Origin of the sequence: Urinicoccus timonensis, assembly GCF_900232945.1 — a bacterium.
Classification (GTDB): Bacteria; Bacillota; Clostridia; order Tissierellales; family Peptoniphilaceae; genus Urinicoccus; species Urinicoccus timonensis.
This window is the reverse complement of sequence record NZ_OCTU01000001.1, coordinates 600,579-620,339: the sequence shown is the minus strand read 5'-3', so window position 1 is coordinate 620,339 and position 19,761 is coordinate 600,579. Positions and strand designations below refer to the sequence as shown.

The 19,761-nt window shown below is 45.0% G+C and carries 15 protein-coding genes and 1 other annotated feature; of the genes, 11 read left to right on the top strand and 4 right to left on the bottom strand.

Annotated elements, in window-relative coordinates:
* Positions 1 to 17: 17 nt before the first annotated feature.
* From CS898_RS02905 to CS898_RS02895, 4 genes are all read right to left on the bottom strand, one after another.
* Positions 18 to 947, bottom strand: coding sequence for an IS3 family transposase (locus CS898_RS02905; RefSeq protein ID WP_234976017.1), 930 nt, complete (start codon positions 945 to 947; stop codon positions 18 to 20).
* On the bottom strand, positions 860 to 1,444 hold the full coding sequence (locus CS898_RS10000; protein WP_009430289.1) for a helix-turn-helix domain-containing protein: 585 nt from the start codon (positions 1,442 to 1,444) through the stop codon (positions 860 to 862). The genes CS898_RS02905 and CS898_RS10000 overlap by 88 nt, the downstream gene beginning before the upstream one ends.
* A 79-nt stretch (positions 1,445 to 1,523) precedes the next feature.
* On the bottom strand, positions 1,524 to 3,146 hold the full coding sequence (gene hcp, locus CS898_RS02900; protein WP_099208050.1) for a hydroxylamine reductase: 1,623 nt from the start codon (positions 3,144 to 3,146) through the stop codon (positions 1,524 to 1,526).
* Positions 3,147 to 3,224: 78 nt separating this feature from the next.
* Positions 3,225 to 3,848, bottom strand: coding sequence for a Crp/Fnr family transcriptional regulator (locus CS898_RS02895; RefSeq protein WP_099208049.1), 624 nt, complete (start codon positions 3,846 to 3,848; stop codon positions 3,225 to 3,227).
* 136 nt (positions 3,849 to 3,984) lie between these two features.
* On the opposite strand from CS898_RS02895, the gene CS898_RS02890 reads away from it, so the two are divergent.
* The 11 genes from CS898_RS02890 (at position 3,985) to dnaB (ending at position 19,744) form a co-directional block, all read left to right on the top strand.
* Positions 3,985 to 5,364 carry an MATE family efflux transporter gene (locus tag CS898_RS02890; protein WP_200807602.1) on the top strand — a complete coding sequence of 460 codons (1,380 nt, stop codon included), beginning with the start codon at positions 3,985 to 3,987 and terminating at the stop codon, positions 5,362 to 5,364.
* A 113-nt stretch (positions 5,365 to 5,477) separates the two neighbouring features.
* Entirely contained in the window at positions 5,478 to 7,592 is a 2,115-nt protein-coding gene (locus CS898_RS02885) for a stalk domain-containing protein (protein WP_099208047.1), read from the top strand.
* 53 nt (positions 7,593 to 7,645) lie between these two features.
* Positions 7,646 to 8,338, top strand: a complete 693-nt coding sequence (locus CS898_RS02880) for an HAD family hydrolase (RefSeq protein ID WP_159459109.1) — start codon at positions 7,646 to 7,648, stop codon at positions 8,336 to 8,338.
* A 12-nt stretch (positions 8,339 to 8,350) separates the two neighbouring features.
* Positions 8,351 to 8,513, top strand: a binding site (T-box leader).
* A 40-nt stretch (positions 8,514 to 8,553) separates the two neighbouring features.
* Positions 8,554 to 9,843 (top strand): serine--tRNA ligase, encoded by a 1,290-nt coding sequence (gene serS, locus CS898_RS02875; protein ID WP_099208045.1) that lies wholly within the window; start codon positions 8,554 to 8,556, stop codon positions 9,841 to 9,843.
* 556 nt (positions 9,844 to 10,399) lie between these two features.
* Positions 10,400 to 11,080 carry a hypothetical protein gene (locus tag CS898_RS02870; RefSeq protein WP_143614573.1) on the top strand — a complete coding sequence of 227 codons (681 nt, stop codon included), beginning with the start codon at positions 10,400 to 10,402 and terminating at the stop codon, positions 11,078 to 11,080.
* A gap of 235 nt (positions 11,081 to 11,315) precedes the next feature.
* On the top strand, positions 11,316 to 14,030 hold the full coding sequence (locus CS898_RS02865) for a calcium-translocating P-type ATPase, SERCA-type (protein WP_099208043.1): 2,715 nt from the start codon (positions 11,316 to 11,318) through the stop codon (positions 14,028 to 14,030).
* 91 nt (positions 14,031 to 14,121) lie between these two features.
* Complete coding sequence (locus CS898_RS02860) at positions 14,122 to 14,937, top strand: undecaprenyl-diphosphate phosphatase (protein ID WP_099208042.1); 816 nt, start codon at positions 14,122 to 14,124, stop codon at positions 14,935 to 14,937.
* Positions 14,938 to 15,053: 116 nt separating this feature from the next.
* Positions 15,054 to 15,956, top strand: coding sequence for a DUF2232 domain-containing protein (locus tag CS898_RS02855; RefSeq protein WP_143614570.1), 903 nt, complete (start codon positions 15,054 to 15,056; stop codon positions 15,954 to 15,956).
* 13 nt (positions 15,957 to 15,969) lie between these two features.
* A complete protein-coding gene (locus CS898_RS02850; protein ID WP_099208040.1) occupies positions 15,970 to 17,964 on the top strand; it encodes a DHH family phosphoesterase in 1,995 nt (664 codons plus the stop codon).
* Positions 17,961 to 18,410, top strand: coding sequence for a 50S ribosomal protein L9 (gene rplI / locus CS898_RS02845; protein ID WP_099208039.1), 450 nt, complete (start codon positions 17,961 to 17,963; stop codon positions 18,408 to 18,410). Before CS898_RS02850 ends, rplI begins: the two co-directional genes overlap by 4 nt.
* The gene (gene dnaB / locus CS898_RS02840; RefSeq protein WP_009431263.1) at positions 18,410 to 19,744 is read left to right on the top strand and encodes a replicative DNA helicase; all 1,335 of its coding nucleotides are present in this window, start codon (positions 18,410 to 18,412) and stop codon (positions 19,742 to 19,744) included. Before rplI ends, dnaB begins: the two co-directional genes overlap by 1 nt.
* Positions 19,745 to 19,761 lie beyond the last annotated feature (17 nt).

The window sequence follows — 19,761 nt, the reverse complement described above, 5'->3', positions numbered from 1 at the left end:
TTTACATAACATTCATTCTATGCGGATTGCATGCGTTCACGGTATTGCTTTGGACTTAGACCTCCTAACTTTTCTTTGATTCGATCTTCGTTGTAGTAACGGATATATTGCTCAATTGCCTGCACCAGTTCTTCACGACTACGGTAATTGTGGCCATAGTAGATTTCTCTTTTCAATAGGCTAAAGAAGTTTTCCATAGGTGCATTGTCATAGCAGTTGCCTTTTCTTGACATACTTTGGAAAATATGATGTTTTTCTAACATGGCTTGGTATGCGGTCATTTGATAACCCCAACCACGATCGGAGTGAAAGGTCCGTCGATAAGGACAGGCCTTTGTTCGCTCAATGGCTACTTCTAAACCTTGCAGCATGGTGACTCCATTGGGCTGATCGGATAGGACGTAACTGATGATTTCCAGATTGTACATGTCCATGTAGGGATCGAGATAGAGTTTCTTTGTTTGAAGTTTCCCGGTCTTATCTTCTTCATAGTATTTAAATTCTGTGGTGTCTGTGGTAATTTTTTGCAAGGGGATGCTGGTATTGAACCGGCGGTTGATTCGGTTTTTCTTGATTTTCCCCACGACGCCTTTGTAGGAATTGTACTTCTTGTATTTCTTACCATAGGAGTGGACTTGAAGACCCATGTCTTGGACCAATCGTTGCACTTTCTTTTTGTTCACCACCTGGCCCCGGTTCTTTAATTCCAGATGAATGCGGCGATAACCATAGTCTTTGTGTTGGCTCCGAATGACAAGGATTTCGTCTTTTAAGGATTGATCCTTGTCTTCTTCGGACCATTTTTTCTGCCAATACATAAAGGTGGACTTTGGGAAATGGATGGCGGCAAGAATCTCTATTAGTTGGAATTGTTCTCGGAGTTTGGAGACAATCTTCGCCTTTTGTTCATTGCTTCTTCTTTCTCCAAACTCCTGAGCTGTTCCCAGAACATCTTTTGAATGGTAAGTTTCCGATTTTCTGCCTCTAATTCTTTGATACGATTTTCCAATGCTTCGCGTGTGGAGGCGTCGATGGATTCGCTTTTCTTTACAGTTTTTGGTGGTTGGTTGTGGTCATTTTTCTTTGTCACAGGTCTCCCTCGCTTATGCGGGAGCAGCCCCTCGATGCCCTTCTCTCGGTACTGTCTTCGCCAATTGACAATCATGGACGGATTCGTCAAACCGAGTTCGAGGGCAAGTTGTCGGTAGCTGCATTCGCTCGTTTCATAGCGTGTAATAGCTTCTAACTTAAACTCTACACTATACGCACGATTATTTCTAGAGCGCATTAAGCCTTCATCGCCATAATTTTTGTAATTGCTAATCCATAGCCTGAGAACGGACTTCTCGATTTGGTATTTCATTACTAAGGCTTGATAACTTGTTTTACCACACAAGTACTCCTCGACGATTTTCTTCTTCAATTCGTAACTGTATTTTGCCATTAAAAGACCCCCAAAGGTTGGATTTCTTGGTCCAACTTTTGGGGGTCAGTGCAAACTGGAGGGGGTTAAGTTTTTTGAATTAATGAATAAGCTTGTCTAAGTCTTCTTGGACGCTGGTAATAGGGGAAATGTGGAATTTTTCCACTAGAACCTTTAAGACATTGGGGCTGATAAAGGCGGGTAGGGTGGGCCCTAGGTGGATATTTTGAACTCCCAGAGATAAGAGGGCCAAAAGCACAATGACGGCCTTTTGTTCATACCAGGCAATATTATAAACCAGGGGTAGGTCGTTTACGGAATCCAGGCCAAAGATTTCTGCCAGTTTTAGGGCAATTAAAACCAGGGAATAGGAATCGTTGCATTGGCCGGCATCCAGAACTCTAGGAATGCCTTGAATGTCGCCTAAGTTTAACTTGTTGTAGCGGTATTTTGCACAGCCTGCTGTTAAAATGACCGTATCTTTGGGCAGGGCTTGGGCAAAGTCTGTATAGTAGGACCGACCCTTTTGCCGGCCGTCACAACCAGCCATAACAACGAATTTTTTAATGGCACCGGATTTTACGGCGTCTACCACTTGGTCAGCCAAGGCAAAAACTTGATTGTGGGCAAAGCCACCAACTAGGCTTCCTTCTTCAATTTTTTCTGGAGCTGGGCAAGTCTTGGCCAGGGCAATGATTTCAGAAAAGTCTTTTTCTTCACCAATTTCTCCAGGGATGTGCTTGCAACCGGGGAATCCTGCAGCTCCTGTGGTGAAGAGCCGGTCCTTGTAGGACTCCTTGGGAGGAACGATGCAGTTGGTGGTCATAAGGATGGGGCCGTTGAAGGACTCGAATTCTTCTTTTTGCTTCCACCAGGCATTTCCATAGTTGCCGACAAAATGGGGGTACTTCTTAAAGGCGGGATAGTAGTTGGCCGGAAGCATTTCTGAATGGGTATAGATGTCTACACCACTATCCTTACTTTGTTCCAAGAGCATTTCCATGTCTCTTAAATCATGGCCTGAAATAAGGATTCCTGGATTTTTTCTGGGTTCCAGGGAAACTTCTGTCATTTCAGGATGACCATAGGCCCGGGTGTTGGCTTGGTCCAAAAGGGCCATGCCTTGAACCCCATAGTGGCCAGTTTTTAATACCAGGTCCACCATATCATCAATGGATCTTTCTTCCAAAGTAGCCACTAGGGCATCTTGAATAAAGAGGTCAATTTCTTCGTTTTCCTCCAAGAGGACATTGGCGTGTTTGGTGTAGGCACTGAGACCCTTTAGACCATAAATAGTCAATTCTCTCAGAGAACGTAAGTCCTCATCCTTGGTGGATAAGACACCAACTTGGGCTCCCTTTTCTAGAAGGGCTTGCTTGTCTTTTTCTTGGTAGAGGGCTGGACCAAATAAGTCTTCTTGTTTGGAAACTTGCCTTCTTAGGTCTTCTTTGACCTGGATGGTTTTTTCAATGCTGGCCAAAAGGTCCTGGTCGGAAAAATTGGCATTGGTGATGGTTTTAAAGAGGTTTCCTGTAACCAGGTGGTTGATTTCCTTGGGGACTTGTTTTCCTTCTTTTCTAAGGGCTTGGGTCACCTGACTTAGGCCCTTGGTGACCCAAATTAAAAGGTCTTGGAGGCAGGCTGTGGAAGCTTCTTTTCCACAGACGCCCTTAATTTGACAGCCTTGACCCTTGGCTGTTTCTTGACATTGGTAACAAAACATAAAATTCCTCCTTTGATTCATACTTTCCTAACTAAGACAAGTATAAACCTTTTGGAAGGAGAAATTCTGTAACATATGCTACAATATTTCATTTAAAAGAGAAATTGTTCGTTTGTCGATGGAAATTAAACCATCTTCTTGCATCTTAGACAGTTCCCGAGACAGGCTGGGCCGGGGAACGGCTAGGATTTCAGCCCATTTTTCCCGGCTAAAATCCAAGACTACCTGGCCGTTTTTTTGCCTTTGGGTCAGGTACATGAGGATTTTTTCCCTCAAGGAGGGGGCTGTTTGGACCATGAGTCTTTGGTTGAGGGAGTAGGCCTTGGAGGCCAGGAGCCGGACCAGGTTTTTGGCAATTTTTTCCTGGCTAGGGTTGCCCAAGGTCCTTAAGATGGCTTGGCCTGGAATTTTTAAAATGACAGATTCTTCCTTGGCCCAGGCAGAATAGTCAAAGGGGATGCCCAAAAGGGCATAGACTTCTCCAAAGATGGAATGTTCTTGAGAAAAATGGGCAACAACTGTCCGACGGCCACTGGGGGAAAGCTGGTCTACTTCCACATGGCCCCTTAAAAGGACGTAGATATCTAGAGCCTCTTGGCCCTCTTGAAAGATGGCTTGGCCAGGGCCATACACTTGGCTTATGGCCTTGGACCAGAGGATAAAATCTTGAAATTTTTCCGGGCTTAATCCACTAAATAACATGGGACCTCCTTGACTTGACTCATAAATGGGTATATACTATATAAGTTATTATAAGAGAAAAACCAGCAAATGAAAAGTTTGGATATTTGAATGCAAGTCCTTTAGGGGCTTTCTTTTTTTTGAAAGGAGTGGTGGAGTGACAAGCCATGAATATCGTAACCCTATGGGCTATGGGGAAATTGGCCCTTTGATTCGTCAATATGCGATTCCTTCTATTATTAGTGGCCTGGTAGGGGCCCTTTACAATATTGTGGACCAAATCTTTATTGGTCAAGGAGTGGGAATCTTGGGGAATGCTGCGACCAATGTGGCCTTTCCCTTTACCAACATGGCCCTGGCCCTGGGACTTCTAGTAGGGGTAGGGGCTTCGGCTTCTTATTCTCTAAACCTGGGACGGAATAAAAAGGACTTGGCGGGGAATTATATCTTCCAGGGTCTTTCCTTACTTTTTTTAGTGAGCCTGCTTTTAATGGTTTCTACCCGGATTTTTTTAAAGCCCCTCTTAATTGCCTTTGGGGCCACAGAAAAGGTCTTGCCCTTGGCCTATGAATACATGCTTGTCATCAACCTGGGTATGCCGGCCCTTATGGGGGTTGCAGGCTTGACCAACGTCATCCGGGCCGATGGAGGACCTAAATTTGCCATGATGGCCAACCTGGTAGGGGCCATCATCAACACCATCCTGGACCCCATCTTTATCTTTGTTTTTAAATGGGGGATGACTGGGGCTGGATTGGCTACCATTATTGGTCAATATGCTGGCTTTATCCTCTGTCTTATCTACCTGATGAACCTAAAGAGTGTGGACCAAAAATTCCATCTACCCTGGCCCAAATGGACTTATGTTAAAAACATCTTTAGCCTGGGAGCCAGTCCCTTGATTAACCAATTGGCCTTTATGGTGACACAAATTGTCTTAAACAATGTCTTGACTTATTTTGGAGCCCAGTCCATCTATGGACCAGAAATTCCCCTGGCAGCGGTAGGGGTTATCAGCAAGGTCACGGTTATTTACATTTCCTTTGTCATTGGGGTTTCAGGTGGGGCCCAACCCATTATTGGTTATAACTACGGGGCCAAGAAGTATGACCGGGTCAAGGAGGCCTACTTCAAGGCCCTGAAGCCCATTATGATTTGCTCGGTGATTACCTTTCTAATTATAGAAATTTTCCCCAAACAAATCCTCATGCTTTTTGGCGAGGGCTCGGACCTTTACTATCAATTCGGGGTCAAGTATTTTCGAATTTTTTGTGGCACCATCTTCCTAGATGGGATCCAACCTCTGACGGCCTTTTTCTTTACGGGCATTGGCAAGGCCCTGAGGGGGACTTTGATTTCCCTAACCCGGCAAATCCTCTTTTTAGTTCCCCTAATCTATATCTTTGCTCGACTCTTTGGCATTGAAGGAGTCCTTTATGCAGGTCCTATCTCGGATATTGCAGCCTTTGTGGTATCAGTGGTCTTGATATACAAGGAAATCATGGACATGGAAAAGTTAAAAAGTCAGCTGGCCTAGGCCGGTTTAAAGGGAACTCCAAGAGAAATGTTATTAAAATGTAATCTTTCTCTTGGGGTTTTTTCTTTAAAGTTCGATATAATAAAGAGTAGAGAATATGAAAGGAGATTAACATGAAGGTAAAGTTAGGAAAATTCATGACCCTGGCCCTGGTGGCAAGTGTCTTGATTCCCATAAAGACCTATGCCAAGGCCCAGGTCTTAGAAAAAGAACCCATTGGTCCCGGGGCTGTTCGAACCCTCTACCAAAGTCAAACCAATAGGGGAAAAGTCCGGATCAATGTGGTGGAGTGTGATATAAACAACTCCAACCTGGAAGTGGGTCTGGTAACAGGGGCCGGAAAATACACCCAAAAAGCCACGGTTTCACAAATGAGTAAGAGAACAGACTCCATAGCCCTAGTTAATGGAGACTTTTTCAATATGCGAGCCCAGGGAGCTCCCTTGGGAGCCAGCGTCCTCCAAGGTCGCCTGGTTTCAGCTCCTATGAATTCCATCGGTTATTATTCCCTGGGGATTGACGGCAACAACAAGGCCTTTATCGATGCCATAACTTTCAAGGGAAACCTTACTGCAGCCAATGGAAAGTCCTTTCCCATCCGGGGCCTCAACAAGGCCCAATACTGGGACAATATTTCCGGAGCAGACTCTCATATTGATACCCTCCATATCTACAACGACCACTGGTCCAGTGTCAGCCGGGGGAAATTTAAGTCTGGAGGAGCCGAAGTTCTAATCAATGCCAACAATGTGGTAGAACAAGTGAGCCTGGGAAGTCCCCTGAGGATGGCAGTCCCCCAAGGAAAGATTATTGTCCAAGCCAACAATTCTGCAGCCAACTTTATCCGGGACAATGTCAAAAAAGGGGACAAGGTCCAATTAAACTACGCCATCTACCCCAAGAGAAATTGGAAATTCCTAGTGGGAGGCCATGGGCTCTTGGTGGACAATGCCGTAGCCATTCCCTACCAATTGGCCCCAGAATCCATTGCCGGCTTTCGGCCTAGAACGGCTGCTGGAATTTCTGCTGATGGGAAGAAAATCTACCTGGTTTCCGTGGAAAAATCCAGCCGCAGTGTGGGGATGCAATTAAGTGAAGTGTCCAACTTTATCGCCCAAAATCTCAAGTGTCAACGGGCTGTCAACTTGGATGGTGGCGGGTCCACTGCCATGACCATCAAGCATGCTGGGGACTTTGACCAAACTGTCGTTACAAGACCCGGACCCTCAGCCCAAAGACCTGTAGTCAACGGGGTAGGCGTCTTTAACCGGGCCAAGGAAGGCCCCTTGGCAGCTGTCCGTTTAGAAGGACCCTCCTCCATTGTCTTGGGAGAAGAAGCTCGCTTTAACATGAAGGGCTGGGACGCCAACTATGTGGCTAAGAAAACCCAAGCCATGAAACAGCTCTACCGGGTGGGAGACCAAATGCTTCCAGGCAACAGCTATGTGGGCCGACAAATTGGCCAAGTCCAAGTTGTAGGAAACATTAATGGAATCCGTAACACCATGAACTTAACTGTTCAAGGGTCTGAGGGCTTGAAGTCCTTAAATGTCAAACTGGCCAATCCAAAACTGGGCCCTGGCATGATGACGAATTTCCAAGTCCAAGGGCAAAAAAAGGATAAGAAGAGTGTGGCTATTGATCCTTCTGTGGCCCAATACTCCCTGGAAGGTTTCCAAGGCCAAGTCCAAGGCAATAGCATCCAGGTTCAAGACACCCTGGACCAAGCCCTGGGATATTTAAAGGTCCAATATGACAAGATGACCATCAAGGTTCCTATTTACAACAAGGACTACCGGATGATTGAAATGGCCATTGGCAAAAAGAACTACACCATTGACGGGGCCAAAAAGTCCATGGACGTAGCCCCTATGGCCACCAACAACCGGACCCTGGTTCCCCTGCGTTTCCTAGTGGAAAGCCTGGGAGGTCAAGTGGATTGGGACCAAGAAAACCAAACCATCCACATCAACCACAAGGGGCAAGACCTGGTTCTACCCCTGGATTCAAAAACCATCCTGGTCAATGGGCAAGAAGTGGCCATTGATACACCGGCCATGGTTAAAAACCAAAGGACCCTGGTGCCCATTCGTTTTGTAGTGGAAAATTTGGCCATGACGGTGGACTACCAACAAGAGGGACAAATTGTTCGAATACTAGAAAAGCAAGAGCCAGCTAAAGTAGAAGCACAAACACCACAAGAGACAAGGTTAGATCCAGCTATTTAAAGCACACAAGAGTCTTCTCTATGGAGGAGGCTCTTTTTTACAAAGGAGAAAAAATGATCCGAGCAATACTTTTTGACCTGGACGGGGTCATCCTGGACTCTATGGATATGTGGCAGAACCTGGGGCCTAACTTTATCAAAAGCCTGGGTTTGGAAGCAGAAGAAGACCTGGGCAAGACCCTCTACACCATGACTGATCGGGAGGGCTACATCTACCTAAAAGAAAACTACCAGCTTCCCCTTTCCCTCCAAGAGATTGAAGAAAGGATCCGGGGAGAAATTCAGCATTTTTACTTGGAAGCCCCCCTATTAAGGCCGGGAGCCCAAGAGCTTTTACAGGACTTAGCAGGAGAAGGAATCTCCTCTTATCTATGTAGTCAAACACCGAGAGATTTAATCCAAGGAGCCCTGGAAGTCCTGGGCCTGGATTCTTATTTTCAAAAAATTTGGTCTACAGGGGGCCGGGCCAAGGGCAAGGAGGACCCGGAAATCTTTCAAGAAATTTTAGAAGACCTAGGTCTCCAGGGGCCAGACCTCTTCTATTTAGAAGACAGCCTCTATGCCCTAAGGACTGCCGAGACCCTGGGGATCCAGGGAATCTATATTCAAAACTCCTGGGATCCAGACTCTAAGGAGGAAGAGGGTCGGCCTAGCTATAGCTTGGAGGATCCAGGGCTTAGAAGGCTCATCCAGGATGGGATCCGAGGAAGAATCCCAGCTTGTCAAGACCTGGAATCTTTGCTATAATGAAAGCAATTTAATAGAGCGATGAAGAGAACTAGTACATGGAAGGGGCCTATAGAGAGCATTTGTTTGGTGGAAAAATGTGGCAGGGACTATGGAATCCATCTCGGAGCTTGATTTTTCTAAGTGAGTATAGATGCTAAAAAGGGTGGCACCGCGGAGCTTTTTCGTCCCTTGACGAAGGAGCTTTTTTTATTTTATTTAAAGAAAGGACTGTCATGTTAGATTTAAAATTTGTTCGGGCCAATCCGGACCAAGTCAAAGAAAACATCAAAAAGAAGTTTCAAGACCACAAGTTACCCCTGGTAGACCAAGTCATTGCCTATGACCAAGAATACCGGGACCTTAAGACCAAGGGGGATGACCTTAGGGCTGTGAGAAACAAAAAGTCCAAGGAAATCGGCAAGTTCATGGCCCAAGGGGACAAGGACCAGGCAGAAAAGGTCAAGGCAGAAGTAGTCCAAGTCAACCAAGAATTGGAAGAAGACCAAGCCAGAACCTTGGAATTAGAAGAAAAAATCAAGGAAATCATGATGCAAATTCCTCAAATCATTGATCCTTCTGTGCCCATTGGCAAGGATGACTCTGAAAATGTGGAAATTGAAAAATTTGGCGACCCCAGAGTTCCCGACTATGAAATTCCCTACCATGTGGATATTATGGAGTCCTTTAACGGTTTGGATCTGGATTCTGCCCGGAAGACCTCCGGAGCGGGTTTTTACTACCTCCAAGGAGACATTGCCAGACTCCATTCAGCCGTGATAAGCTATGCCCGGGACTTTATGATTGACCGGGGCTTTACCTATTGTGTTCCACCCTTTATGATCCGGTCCGATGTGGTAACTGGGGTTATGTCTTTTGATGAAATGGAAGACATGATGTATAAGATTGAAGGGGAAGACCTCTATTTAATTGGAACCAGCGAACACTCCATGATTGGACGCTATATCAATACCATCCAAGAAGAAGACAAGCTTCCCTTGAGCTTGACTTCCTACTCTCCCTGCTTCCGAAAAGAAGTGGGAGCCCATGGCATTGAAGAAAGGGGAGTCTACCGGATCCACCAATTCGAAAAACAAGAGATGGTGGTCATCTGTAAGCCGGAAGATTCCAAGGCCTGGTTTGAAAAGCTTTGGCAAAATACTGTGGACCTCTTTAGGAGCATGGACATTCCCGTTCGGACCCTAGAATGTTGTTCTGGAGACCTGGCAGATCTTAAGGTCAAGAGCCTGGATGTAGAGGCCTGGAGCCCCAGACAAAAGAAATACTTTGAAGTAGGCTCTTGCTCCAACCTGGGAGATGCCCAAGCTAGACGGTTGGGAATCCGAATCCGGGGCCAAGAAGGCAACTATTTCGCCCATACCCTGAATAATACCGTGGTAGCACCACCCAGAATGCTTATTGCCTACTTGGAAAACCACCTTCAAGAAGATGGGTCTGTCACCATACCAGAAGTTTTAAGACCCTATATGGGAGGCCATGAAAAATTAGAAAAAGTTGGAAAATAAATAGAGAAAAGTCTAGGTTTTGTAAGGTAGTTTCTAAAATAAAACCATTTTCATTATATTTTTTAGAAACTAAAACAATATCCTAGACTTTTTTATCAAACAAATAATAAAATCATTTTCCTTAGTAGTTAAATATAAAAAATAGTTACACGGAATTATAGAATTTCATTCAAAGACACATAATAATAACAAGTGAGAAAGAGTAAAAAAGAAAATATTTTCACTTGACTTTTTGAGAAATGGGTTTATTATTAAAAATAAATAAAGTTCAAATTAATAAAAATGTGGTACAGAAAGATAAAAAATAAGTTTAAAATTTTCTTGTTGCATCCTATCTTTAATTTTCATAAGAAAAGAAGGGAGGCTTTTATTAAATCTATGAAAATTAAAGAATAGATAGTTAATCATAAATAAGTAGTCGATTTCTTAAGAGGATATAGTTTTTATGAAAGCTGGTAATAGAGAACTCTGAAAGGATTATATTATGAAGAGATTAAAAATACTGTTGTATCTATCTATGGTTGCTCTTCTCTTTGCATGCCAAGGACCTAAGGACTTGGGTCAAAAAGAAACCGCTATTTCACCAGGGGTCAATACAGAAATGATTCAAAAGGAGATTCCAGATTTTACCAATGCAGATGGCTTTTTAATTTCTGGGCGCCTTAGTGATGAGGTTGCTAAAGTTCAAGACCTAGCAGGGAAAGAGGGAGCTGAGCTAAAAACCCTAAAGGAAAAAATATTTAAAGAACAGGGCGATGAAATTTTTAAGGGCTACGAGTTTAGTAAAGAGGAAGAGGACCTTATCGCAAGGGAGTCTTACTTAACCTATGTGGTTGGTGATACCTACTATGATGAAAATGGTCACAAAAAATTAGACCCTTCCCAAGAAGATTTTAAAGAAGCCCAAAAGCAAGAGGCAGAAAACAAGGCCAAGGACCAGGCCGGTTTTCATGGAAATGCAGAAGTAGATGTGGCGGCTATTCATAAAGACCTTCCAGAATTTTCTGAAGATGAAGCCTTCGCCTTGACCATGCGACTAAACGACTATTTAGAAGCTAGAAAAGATGTCCAAGGATTGCAAGGAAAAGACCTCAGTGCTTTTAGAGAAGACCTTGTAAGGGAAAAGAAAGACGACTTGGCCAAGGGCTTCAACTACTTTAGTGGGGACCAGATTAACTTAATTTTAAGCCATATTCGCTTGGGCTACCAGGTGGATGGAAAAGAATATACAGAATAAAAAATTTAATCCCTAGGAGTTTTGTACTGTTCCTGAAGATTTCTTTGCCAAAATTTTCATTTCATTTCTATCTTGGATGATGTATAATTAAGGAGAATGAATCTTATCAAAGGGGAGTAGCTTATCTTTCTTTCTCGTCAGTTCGGAGACATCCCGGGAAAGAACCCTTAGTGGTAGCAAGACCTTTGTTTCCTTAGGGAAGCAGGGGTCTTTTTTAAAAGAAAGGAGAAGACGGATGCAGTGGTATAATTTGGATGAAAAAGAAGTCCTAGAAAAATTAGAATCCAACTTGGACCAAGGTCTGTCTCAGACAGAAAGCCAAAGTCGTTTAGAAAAATATGGAAGAAATGAATTAAAGGAGGGCAAGAAAAAGTCTTTTGGGCAAAAATTAGCTGAGCAATTTTTAGACCCCATGATTATTATCTTGATAATTGCCTCCATCCTGTCAGCTATTATGGGAGAATGGGTAGATTCCATCATCATCATTGCCATTGTCATTGTCAATGCAGTCCTATCCCTGAGCCAGGAAGGCAAGGCAGAGCAAGCCATTGAGGCCCTGCAAAAATTGTCCAGCCCCAAGGCCAAGGTCCTAAGAGATGGGAAAAAGATCGACTTAGAATCTCCCCTCCTGGTGCCTGGGGACCTGGTTCTTTTAGAAACAGGGGACATTATCCCAGCAGACCTTCGCCTGGTGGAGAGTGTCAACTTAAAAATTGACGAATCCTCCTTAACAGGAGAATCTGTAGCTGTGGAAAAACACGCCCAAGACAAGTTAGACGGAGAAGTTTCCTTAGGCGACCGGACCAATATGGCCTATTCTTCCTCTATTGTGACCTATGGACGGGGCAAGGGCCTGGTAGTAGCCACAGGAGAAGATACAGAAATTGGGAAAATTGCCACTTCTCTCTCCCAATACCAGGAAGAACAAACCCCCCTTCAAAGAAAGTTGGCCGGCCTATCCAAGACCCTGGGTATTCTCGTTGTAGGAGTTTGCGTCCTGGTCTTTATCGTCGGGATCCTATACAAGTTAGAGTTGATTGAAAACCTACTGACCTCTGTTTCTTTGGCTGTAGCCGCTATTCCTGAAGGCCTTCCAGCCATTGTCACCATTGTCTTGTCCCTAGGCATGGGTCGGATGGCCAAGAAAAATGCCATTGTAAAAAAACTATTGGCCGTAGAAACCTTGGGAACCACAACGGTTATCTGTTCAGATAAGACAGGAACCTTGACCCAAAACGAAATGACCGTAAAAAAAGCCTATACTGCCGGAGAAATTTTTGATGTCACCGGAACAGGTTATGACCCCAAGGGACAAATCCTCCTGGACCAAGAAGAAGTCCAAGACTTGGAAGAATCTCCCTTGGAAAGACTCCTACATGTGGCCGTTTTAGCCAATGATGCCTCCCTGGAAGAACATCCTGAAGGCTTTAAGATGCTAGGAGACCCCACAGAAGGATCCCTTTTATCCTTTGCCGGCAAGGCGGACATCCGCCAAGAAGACTTGGAAGCAAGCTATCCTAGAAAGGCAGAAATTCCCTTTGACTCATCTAGAAAGATGATGACTACCTTCCACCAAGTGGGAGACCAGGCTTACTCCTATACCAAGGGAGCTCCAGACATGGTCCTGGAAAGGTGTAGCCAAGTTTTAACCCGGGATGGGATTATCGACCTGACAGACCAATTAAGAGAAGAAATCCTGGCAGTCAATAGTTCTTTTGCCCAAGAAGCCCTTAGGGTTTTATCCTTTGCCTTTAAAAAGACAGAGTCCATTCCTGACCAACCCAAGATTGAAGAAACGGAAAAAGACATGGTCTTTGTGGGCTTGGTAGGGATGATTGACCCAGCTAGGGAAGAAGTAAAAGATGCCATCCACCAATGTAAGACAGCGGGAATTATCCCCATTATGATTACTGGAGACTACCTGGAAACGGCCGTGGCCATTGCCAAGGAATTAAAGATTGCAGACTCTGCAGACCAGGCCATGACAGGACGAGAAATGGACCAGCTGTCCACAGAAGAATTGAAAAAAGCCCTGGAAAGCAAGAGGGTTTTTGCCCGAGTCAGTCCAGAAAACAAGGTCCAAATTGTCAAGGCCTTAAAGGAATTGGGCCATATTACTGCCATGACTGGGGACGGAGTTAACGATGCCCCAGCCATTAAGTCGGCGGATATTGGAATCGCCATGGGAATTACAGGGACAGACGTGGCCAAATCCACAGCAGAAGTCATCCTGACAGACGACAACTTTGCAACCATCGTCCACGCCGTGGAAGAAGGTCGGATTATCTATGCCAACATTAAAAAGTTTGTTTCCTTCCTTTTATCCTGTAACATCGGGGAAGTCTTGGTTATCCTTATTGCCATCCTCTTGAATATGCCGGTGCCCTTGTTGCCCATCCAACTCTTGTGGCTCAACCTCTTAACCGACTCCTTCCCGGCCCTGGCCCTGGGAATGGAAAAAGGGGAAGACGACACCATGTACGAAAAGCCCAGAGACCCCAAAGAGCCCATTTTGGACAAGGAAATTTCCATCACCGTGGCCATCCAATCCATTGCCATTACCATTGCAACCCTGGGAGCCTATGTCATTGGCCTCAACCGTTACGGAGATAGCGGAATAGGCCTAGATACTGCAAGGACCATGGCCTTTTCAACCTTGATTTTGGCTGAACTTTTGAGAAGTTATTCTTCCCGGTCCATCAACTTTACCCTTTTCCATATCGGCGTTTTCAGCAACCCCTCCCTGGTTAAGGCAACTGCTTTTTCCTTCTTCTTGATGGTCATCGTCATGTATGTTCCCTTCCTAGAAGAACTTTTCCACCTGGTGGACATTGGCCTGCATGATTGGATTATCGTCCTCATTGCTGCCTTTATCCCCTTGGTCTTGGGAGAAGTACAAAAAGTTATTCGCTTTAGAAAGATCCAAGAAAAGTTTGAAAATGTGGATTAAAAAAATTAGAAGCTCTATAAAAAGAGCTTCTTTTTCTTTTGCCATGATGTGGTATAATAGGAAAAGTTGAAAAAATATTGGAGGAGGAAGTATGGCCTGGTTTAATGTATTTATACTTGGTATTGTAGAAGGAATTACAGAATTTTTACCTGTATCCAGTACGGGACACTTGATCTTGTTCCACCGCTGGTTTCAATTGAGTCCGGAAAATTTTCAAAACGCCTTTGACGTTTGTATCCAATTAGGAGCCATCCTGGCAGTGGTGGTCTTGTATTTTCGGAAGTTAAATCCCTTGGCTTCTGTGGACCAAGACGGCCAAGCCATGACGCCCAAAAAAAGACGGAAGATTATTGAGCTTTGGGCCAAGGTCCTGGTAGGGGTCCTGCCGGCCATGGTCTTGGGCCTCTTGTTTGATGACCTTATTGACCAATATCTTTTTTCCACCAAGGTTGTGGCTACAACCCTGGTTGTCTGGGGGATTGTCATCATCCTTATGGAAAAGCAATCTAGGCCTGTTAAGTTCCAAAGCTTGGAAGAAGTACCCTATAGCTATGCCCTGGGGATTGGATTTTTCCAATGCCTGGCCATGATTCCTGGCACCAGCCGGTCTGCAGCTACCATTATTGGGGCCATGGCCCTGGGTTTAAAAAGGGTGGATGCGGCAGAATTTTCTTTCTTCTTGGCCATTCCCACCATGCTGGGGGCCACCCTCTTAAAGGTGGTAAAAAACTTCCACGGCTTTGGCCTAGACCAATGGTTGATGATCCTATTTGGAGGCCTGGTTTCTTTTGTAACAGCCTACCTGGTGATCAAGGTCTTTATGAACTTTATCAAGAAAAACGACTTTGTTCCCTTTGGTATCTATCGAATCATTGTGGGAATCCTAGTCTTTATCCTATTTTTATAGGGAGGATCCTCCGGTTTTGTCCGGGGGATTTCTTTTTTATCCCAGACTTGGAATTGAGTCTTGGTCTAGTAGAAAAGCCTGGAATATGGTATATTATATAGATAAGAGGTGATTGATTGAAACCGATAAAAAGTAAGTCATTATTGCCTATGATTCTCCAATCCATCGGAATTGGCATCATTGGCATTTTATTTCCTATAGCCTATGTCTTTTTGCCCATGTTATTTTTAACAGAGGCCATTGACAAGGGCCTAGTAAAAATAATGGGGACCTTTGTTGGCCTGTGTCTTCTATTGGAAGTCCTGGTTCCCAGGATGGGGATGGTTTTATTTACCCTGTTTGGCCCCTTGATTTTAATTTTACACTACTGCCTGGTGACCAAAAAAGACCTGGTTACAAGCCTGACCTTGTCCAGTGGACTTTTTGTGGTGTCCATCCTGGTGGTTCTGGAAACCACAGGGGTCTTGGCCTTTATTCAAAAAGATGACTTTCCTCAAAAGTTTATCGAAATGCAAAAAAAGGCAGGAATCTGGCAGGACTCTATGACCCAGTACATTCCGACTTTTGAATCCATGATGAGGCAAATGGTCCAATACCTGCCAGCCATCTTGATTATTCTTTCTCTCATCGTGACCTATGTCACCTTGACTTTTACTGGGAGGAAGTTGCTCTTAAGGGGAAAACTGGTGGTTCAACCACCATCCTTCTTTTACTTTAGGCTTCCCCAAGGAGTCTTTGCCGTCCTGGGAACCGTGATTCTTGTAGGCCTGGTCTTCCAGACCCAAATGGATGAGTTTGCCCCCTTATTGGCCAATAACGGCCTGGTTTTGGCGGCCTTCTTGTTTTTCATCCAGGGCCTAGCTGTTGTGGACTTTTTCTTTCTCAAGTTGAGGATGTTCCGCCTTCTTAAGGCCATTCTTTTGACCATGATTATCTTTACACCCTTGATGCAAGTTCCGGTGGCCTGTTTAGGCCTCCTTGACAGTCTTTTGAATCTTAGAAGAATTCACTTAAAATGAAAGGGAAGACTTTATGGAGAATGATACAAAAATTTTAGAGATAAGGGATTTTATATTGCTTTTAGGGTCTATGGCCTTGATATCCATTGCCCTTTTGACCCAAAACCCTATATTAGGGGTCCTGGCCCTTCTTCTCACAGCCTATTCCGCCTATGCCAGCTACAGAAAAGTAGCCAGTAAGAATGAAGAATTTGTGGACTACCTGGAACACATGAATCAAGACTTTGACCAGCTGACCAAGCATGCGATTTTTTCCATGCCCTTTCCCCTGGTTATTGCCGATGACCAGGACAAGATTGTCTGGTACAACACTCCCTTTATTAACTTATTCCAAGAAGAAAATTCCCTGATTGGGTCTTCTTTGACTAAGATTGTAGACCTATCAGACAAGAAAAAGGACCAAAAGGAAGAAAGTGCCTTTTCCATGACCCTGGAGGACAGGACCTATACCGTCTACCCCAATAAAGTGGAAACCAAGTCTTCCGACCGGAAAAACTTAAAGATGTACTATTGGGTGGATACCAGTAAGTATGAGGACCTGAAAAAGTTCGCTGAAGACAACAAGCCTGTTGTGGCTATTGTGGAAGTGGACAACCATGACGAGGCCATGGATTCCATTGATTCCAACCTCCGTCCCATGGTCCAAGCCAAACTGGATTCCACGATTTCTCAATACTTTCATGAAGTCAATGCCATCTTGAGAAAATTTGACCAAGATACCTACCTGGCTGTCATGAACCAAGAAGCCTTTATGGACTTAAAAAATCGTCGCTTTGACCTATTGGATATTATCCGGAGTCTGGACTTTGAAAATGCCCTGCCCCTGACCCTGTCCATTGGGGTCAGTCGACCAGGCCTGGCCTATGTTGAATCCTATAAGGAAGCTGATACCTCTTTGGATGTGGCCCTGGGCCGTGGTGGGGACCAAGCAGTGGTCCGGATCCACGATTCCTATGAATTTTTCGGTGGCAAGTCCAAGGCTGTTGAAAAGAGAAACAAGGTCAAGGCCCGGGTTATTGGAGTGGCCCTGCGGCAATTGATTGACCGGTCCAGACGGGTCTTTGTCATGGGACATGGCAATGCCGATATGGACGCCATTGGGTCTGGTATTGGAGTTTTACGTGCTGTGGCCAACCGAGGCAAGGAGGGCTATCTGGTTTTAAACAAGTCCAACCCCAGCATTGACAACCTCCTAAAAAGGATGGACCAAGAGCAACCCTCTTTAAGAGAACGCTTTGTCACTGGAGCCCAAGCCCAAGATATGGCTACCAAGGACTCCCTTCTGATTATGGTGGATAACCACAAGCCCTCTTTTACAGAACATCCTGCCTTGGTGGATATAATTCCAAATATTGTCGTCATTGACCACCATAGGCGAGGAAAGGAATTTGTGGACAATCCCGTCTTAAGCTATGTAGAGCCCTATGCTTCATCTACCAGTGAATTAGTAACCGAGATGCTGACCTACATGTCTGACGACTTTCACCTGACCAATTTTGAAGCTGATGCCCTTATGAGTGGGATTGTGGTAGATACCAAAAACTTTACCTACCATACAGGGGTTAGAACCTTTGAAGCCGCCAGCAACCTCCGGCGAGCCGGAGCCGATATGAGTAAGGTGCGGGTTCTTTTTGAAGACGATTATGACACAATCTTGGCCCGGGCAGAAGTCGTCCACCATGCCAAGATCTACTTTGACTATATTGCCGTGTCCTACCTGGACCGCCAGGCAGACAACTCCGTCTTGGTGGCAGCCCAAGCAGCCAATGAACTTTTAGACATCCACGGGGTCAAGGCCTCTTTTGTTTTGACCAAGAAGGAAAAATCCATCCATATTTCCGGTCGAAGCCTGGGAGAACTTTCGGTTCAATTGATTTTAGAAAAAATCGGAGGGGGAGGCCATATGAATATGGCCGGAGCCCAAATAGAAACCGACTCCTTGGAAGATGCAAAAGACCAACTTCTTCAAGCTATTGAAGAATATTTAGAGGAAGGAGCAGAAGTATGAAGATTATCTTAACAGAAAATGTAAAAAACCTGGGGAAAAAAGGAGAATTAGTCCAAGCCAGTGACGGCTATGCAAGAAACTTTTTATTTCCCAGAGACCTAGCCATAGAAGCGACTGAAGAAAACCTAAAAATTTGGGAAGCCGACCAAGCTGAAAAGGCAGCCCAAGAAAAAGAAAGAAAAGAAGAAGCCTTCAAAATTAAAGACCAGCTAGAAAAGACAAAAATCACCATCCTAGCCAAGGGGGGCGATGGAGGCCGTCTCTTTGGAGCCATTACCAACAAGGATATTGAAAAAGCCATCAAAGACCAGGTTAAGGTGGCCATTGACCGGAAGAAAATTGAACTAAAGGAAAACATCAAACAAGCAGGCGTCCATACTGTGGAAGTTCGGGTTTATCCTGAAATGATTGCCAAGCTGCGTGTTGATGTCCAAACCCAAGACTAATGGAAGAAAACGGACGAATTCCTCCCTATGACGAGGATGCGGAAATCAATGTATTAGGGTCCATGCTCCTGGAAAAGGAAAGCATCACCACAGCCATTGAATTTTTACATGCCGAAGACTTTTACCGGACGGTCCATGGACAAATTTACCTGGCCATCTTGGACCTCTATAATATGAATGAACCGGCGGACCTCTTGACGGTGGCCAACCAATTAAGGTCCAAGGGCCAACTCAAGGAAGTTGGCGGGACAGCCTACCTGGCAGCCTTGTCTGCAGCCGTTGTCACCACCAGCAATGTAAAATACTATTGTAAAATTGTCAAAGACAAGTCCACCCTAAGGAAGCTCATCCAAGCCTCCGACGGCATCATGTCCGATGCCTACAGCCAAACTGGCGAAGTGGACGCTCTTTTAGAAAAGGCAGAAAAGAATATATTTGATATTTCAGAAGGCTCTCAAAGGGGAGGTTTTCTCCAAATGACCGAGGTCATTCAAGAAACCTTTGAAACCATGCAAAAAAGAGCCGAAAATCCCAAGGCCCTAACAGGCCTCAACACAGGATTTGCCGACCTCAACCGGAAGTTGTCCGGTCTGCAAAAAAGCGACCTGATCCTTCTAGCAGCCAGACCCTCCATGGGAAAGACGGCCTTGATGGTGAATATAGCCACCAATGCCGCCATGCAGGACCAGGCCCGGGTGGCCATGTTTTCTCTGGAAATGAGTGCCCCCCAATTGGTCCAAAGAATCTTGTCCTCTGTGGCTCATGTGGACCTAAGCAAGATTATCTCTGCCAACCTAGATGCAGATGAATGGAAAAAAATCATTGATGCCATCCAGGTCATGCAGGCTATTAGCATAGACATTGACGATACCCCAGGAATTTCCCCCTTGGAACTCAAGGCCAAGTGCCGAAAGCTCAAGATGGAAAAAGGCCTGGACCTTATCGTTATAGACTATTTGCAACTCATGGAAAACTCTGGTCGAGCCGAGTCCAGACAACAAGAAATATCGGCCATCTCCCGGGCCCTTAAGGGAATTGCCAAGGAACTGGACGTTCCGGTCCTGGCCCTGTCCCAGCTTTCCCGGGCACCGGAATTGAGACAAGACCACCGGCCCATCCTATCAGACCTGAGAGAAAGTGGGGCCATAGAGCAAGACGCCGATGTGGTTATGTTCCTCTACCGGGATGACTACTACCACGAAGACTCAGAAAAGAAAAACACCGGGGAACTGATTATTGCCAAACATAGAAATGGACCAACAGGCACAGTAGACCTGGTCTTCAAGAAGGAATACACCAAGTTCCTAAGTATGGAATTTCGTAATGAACCTTAATTTGATTAAGTAGAAAG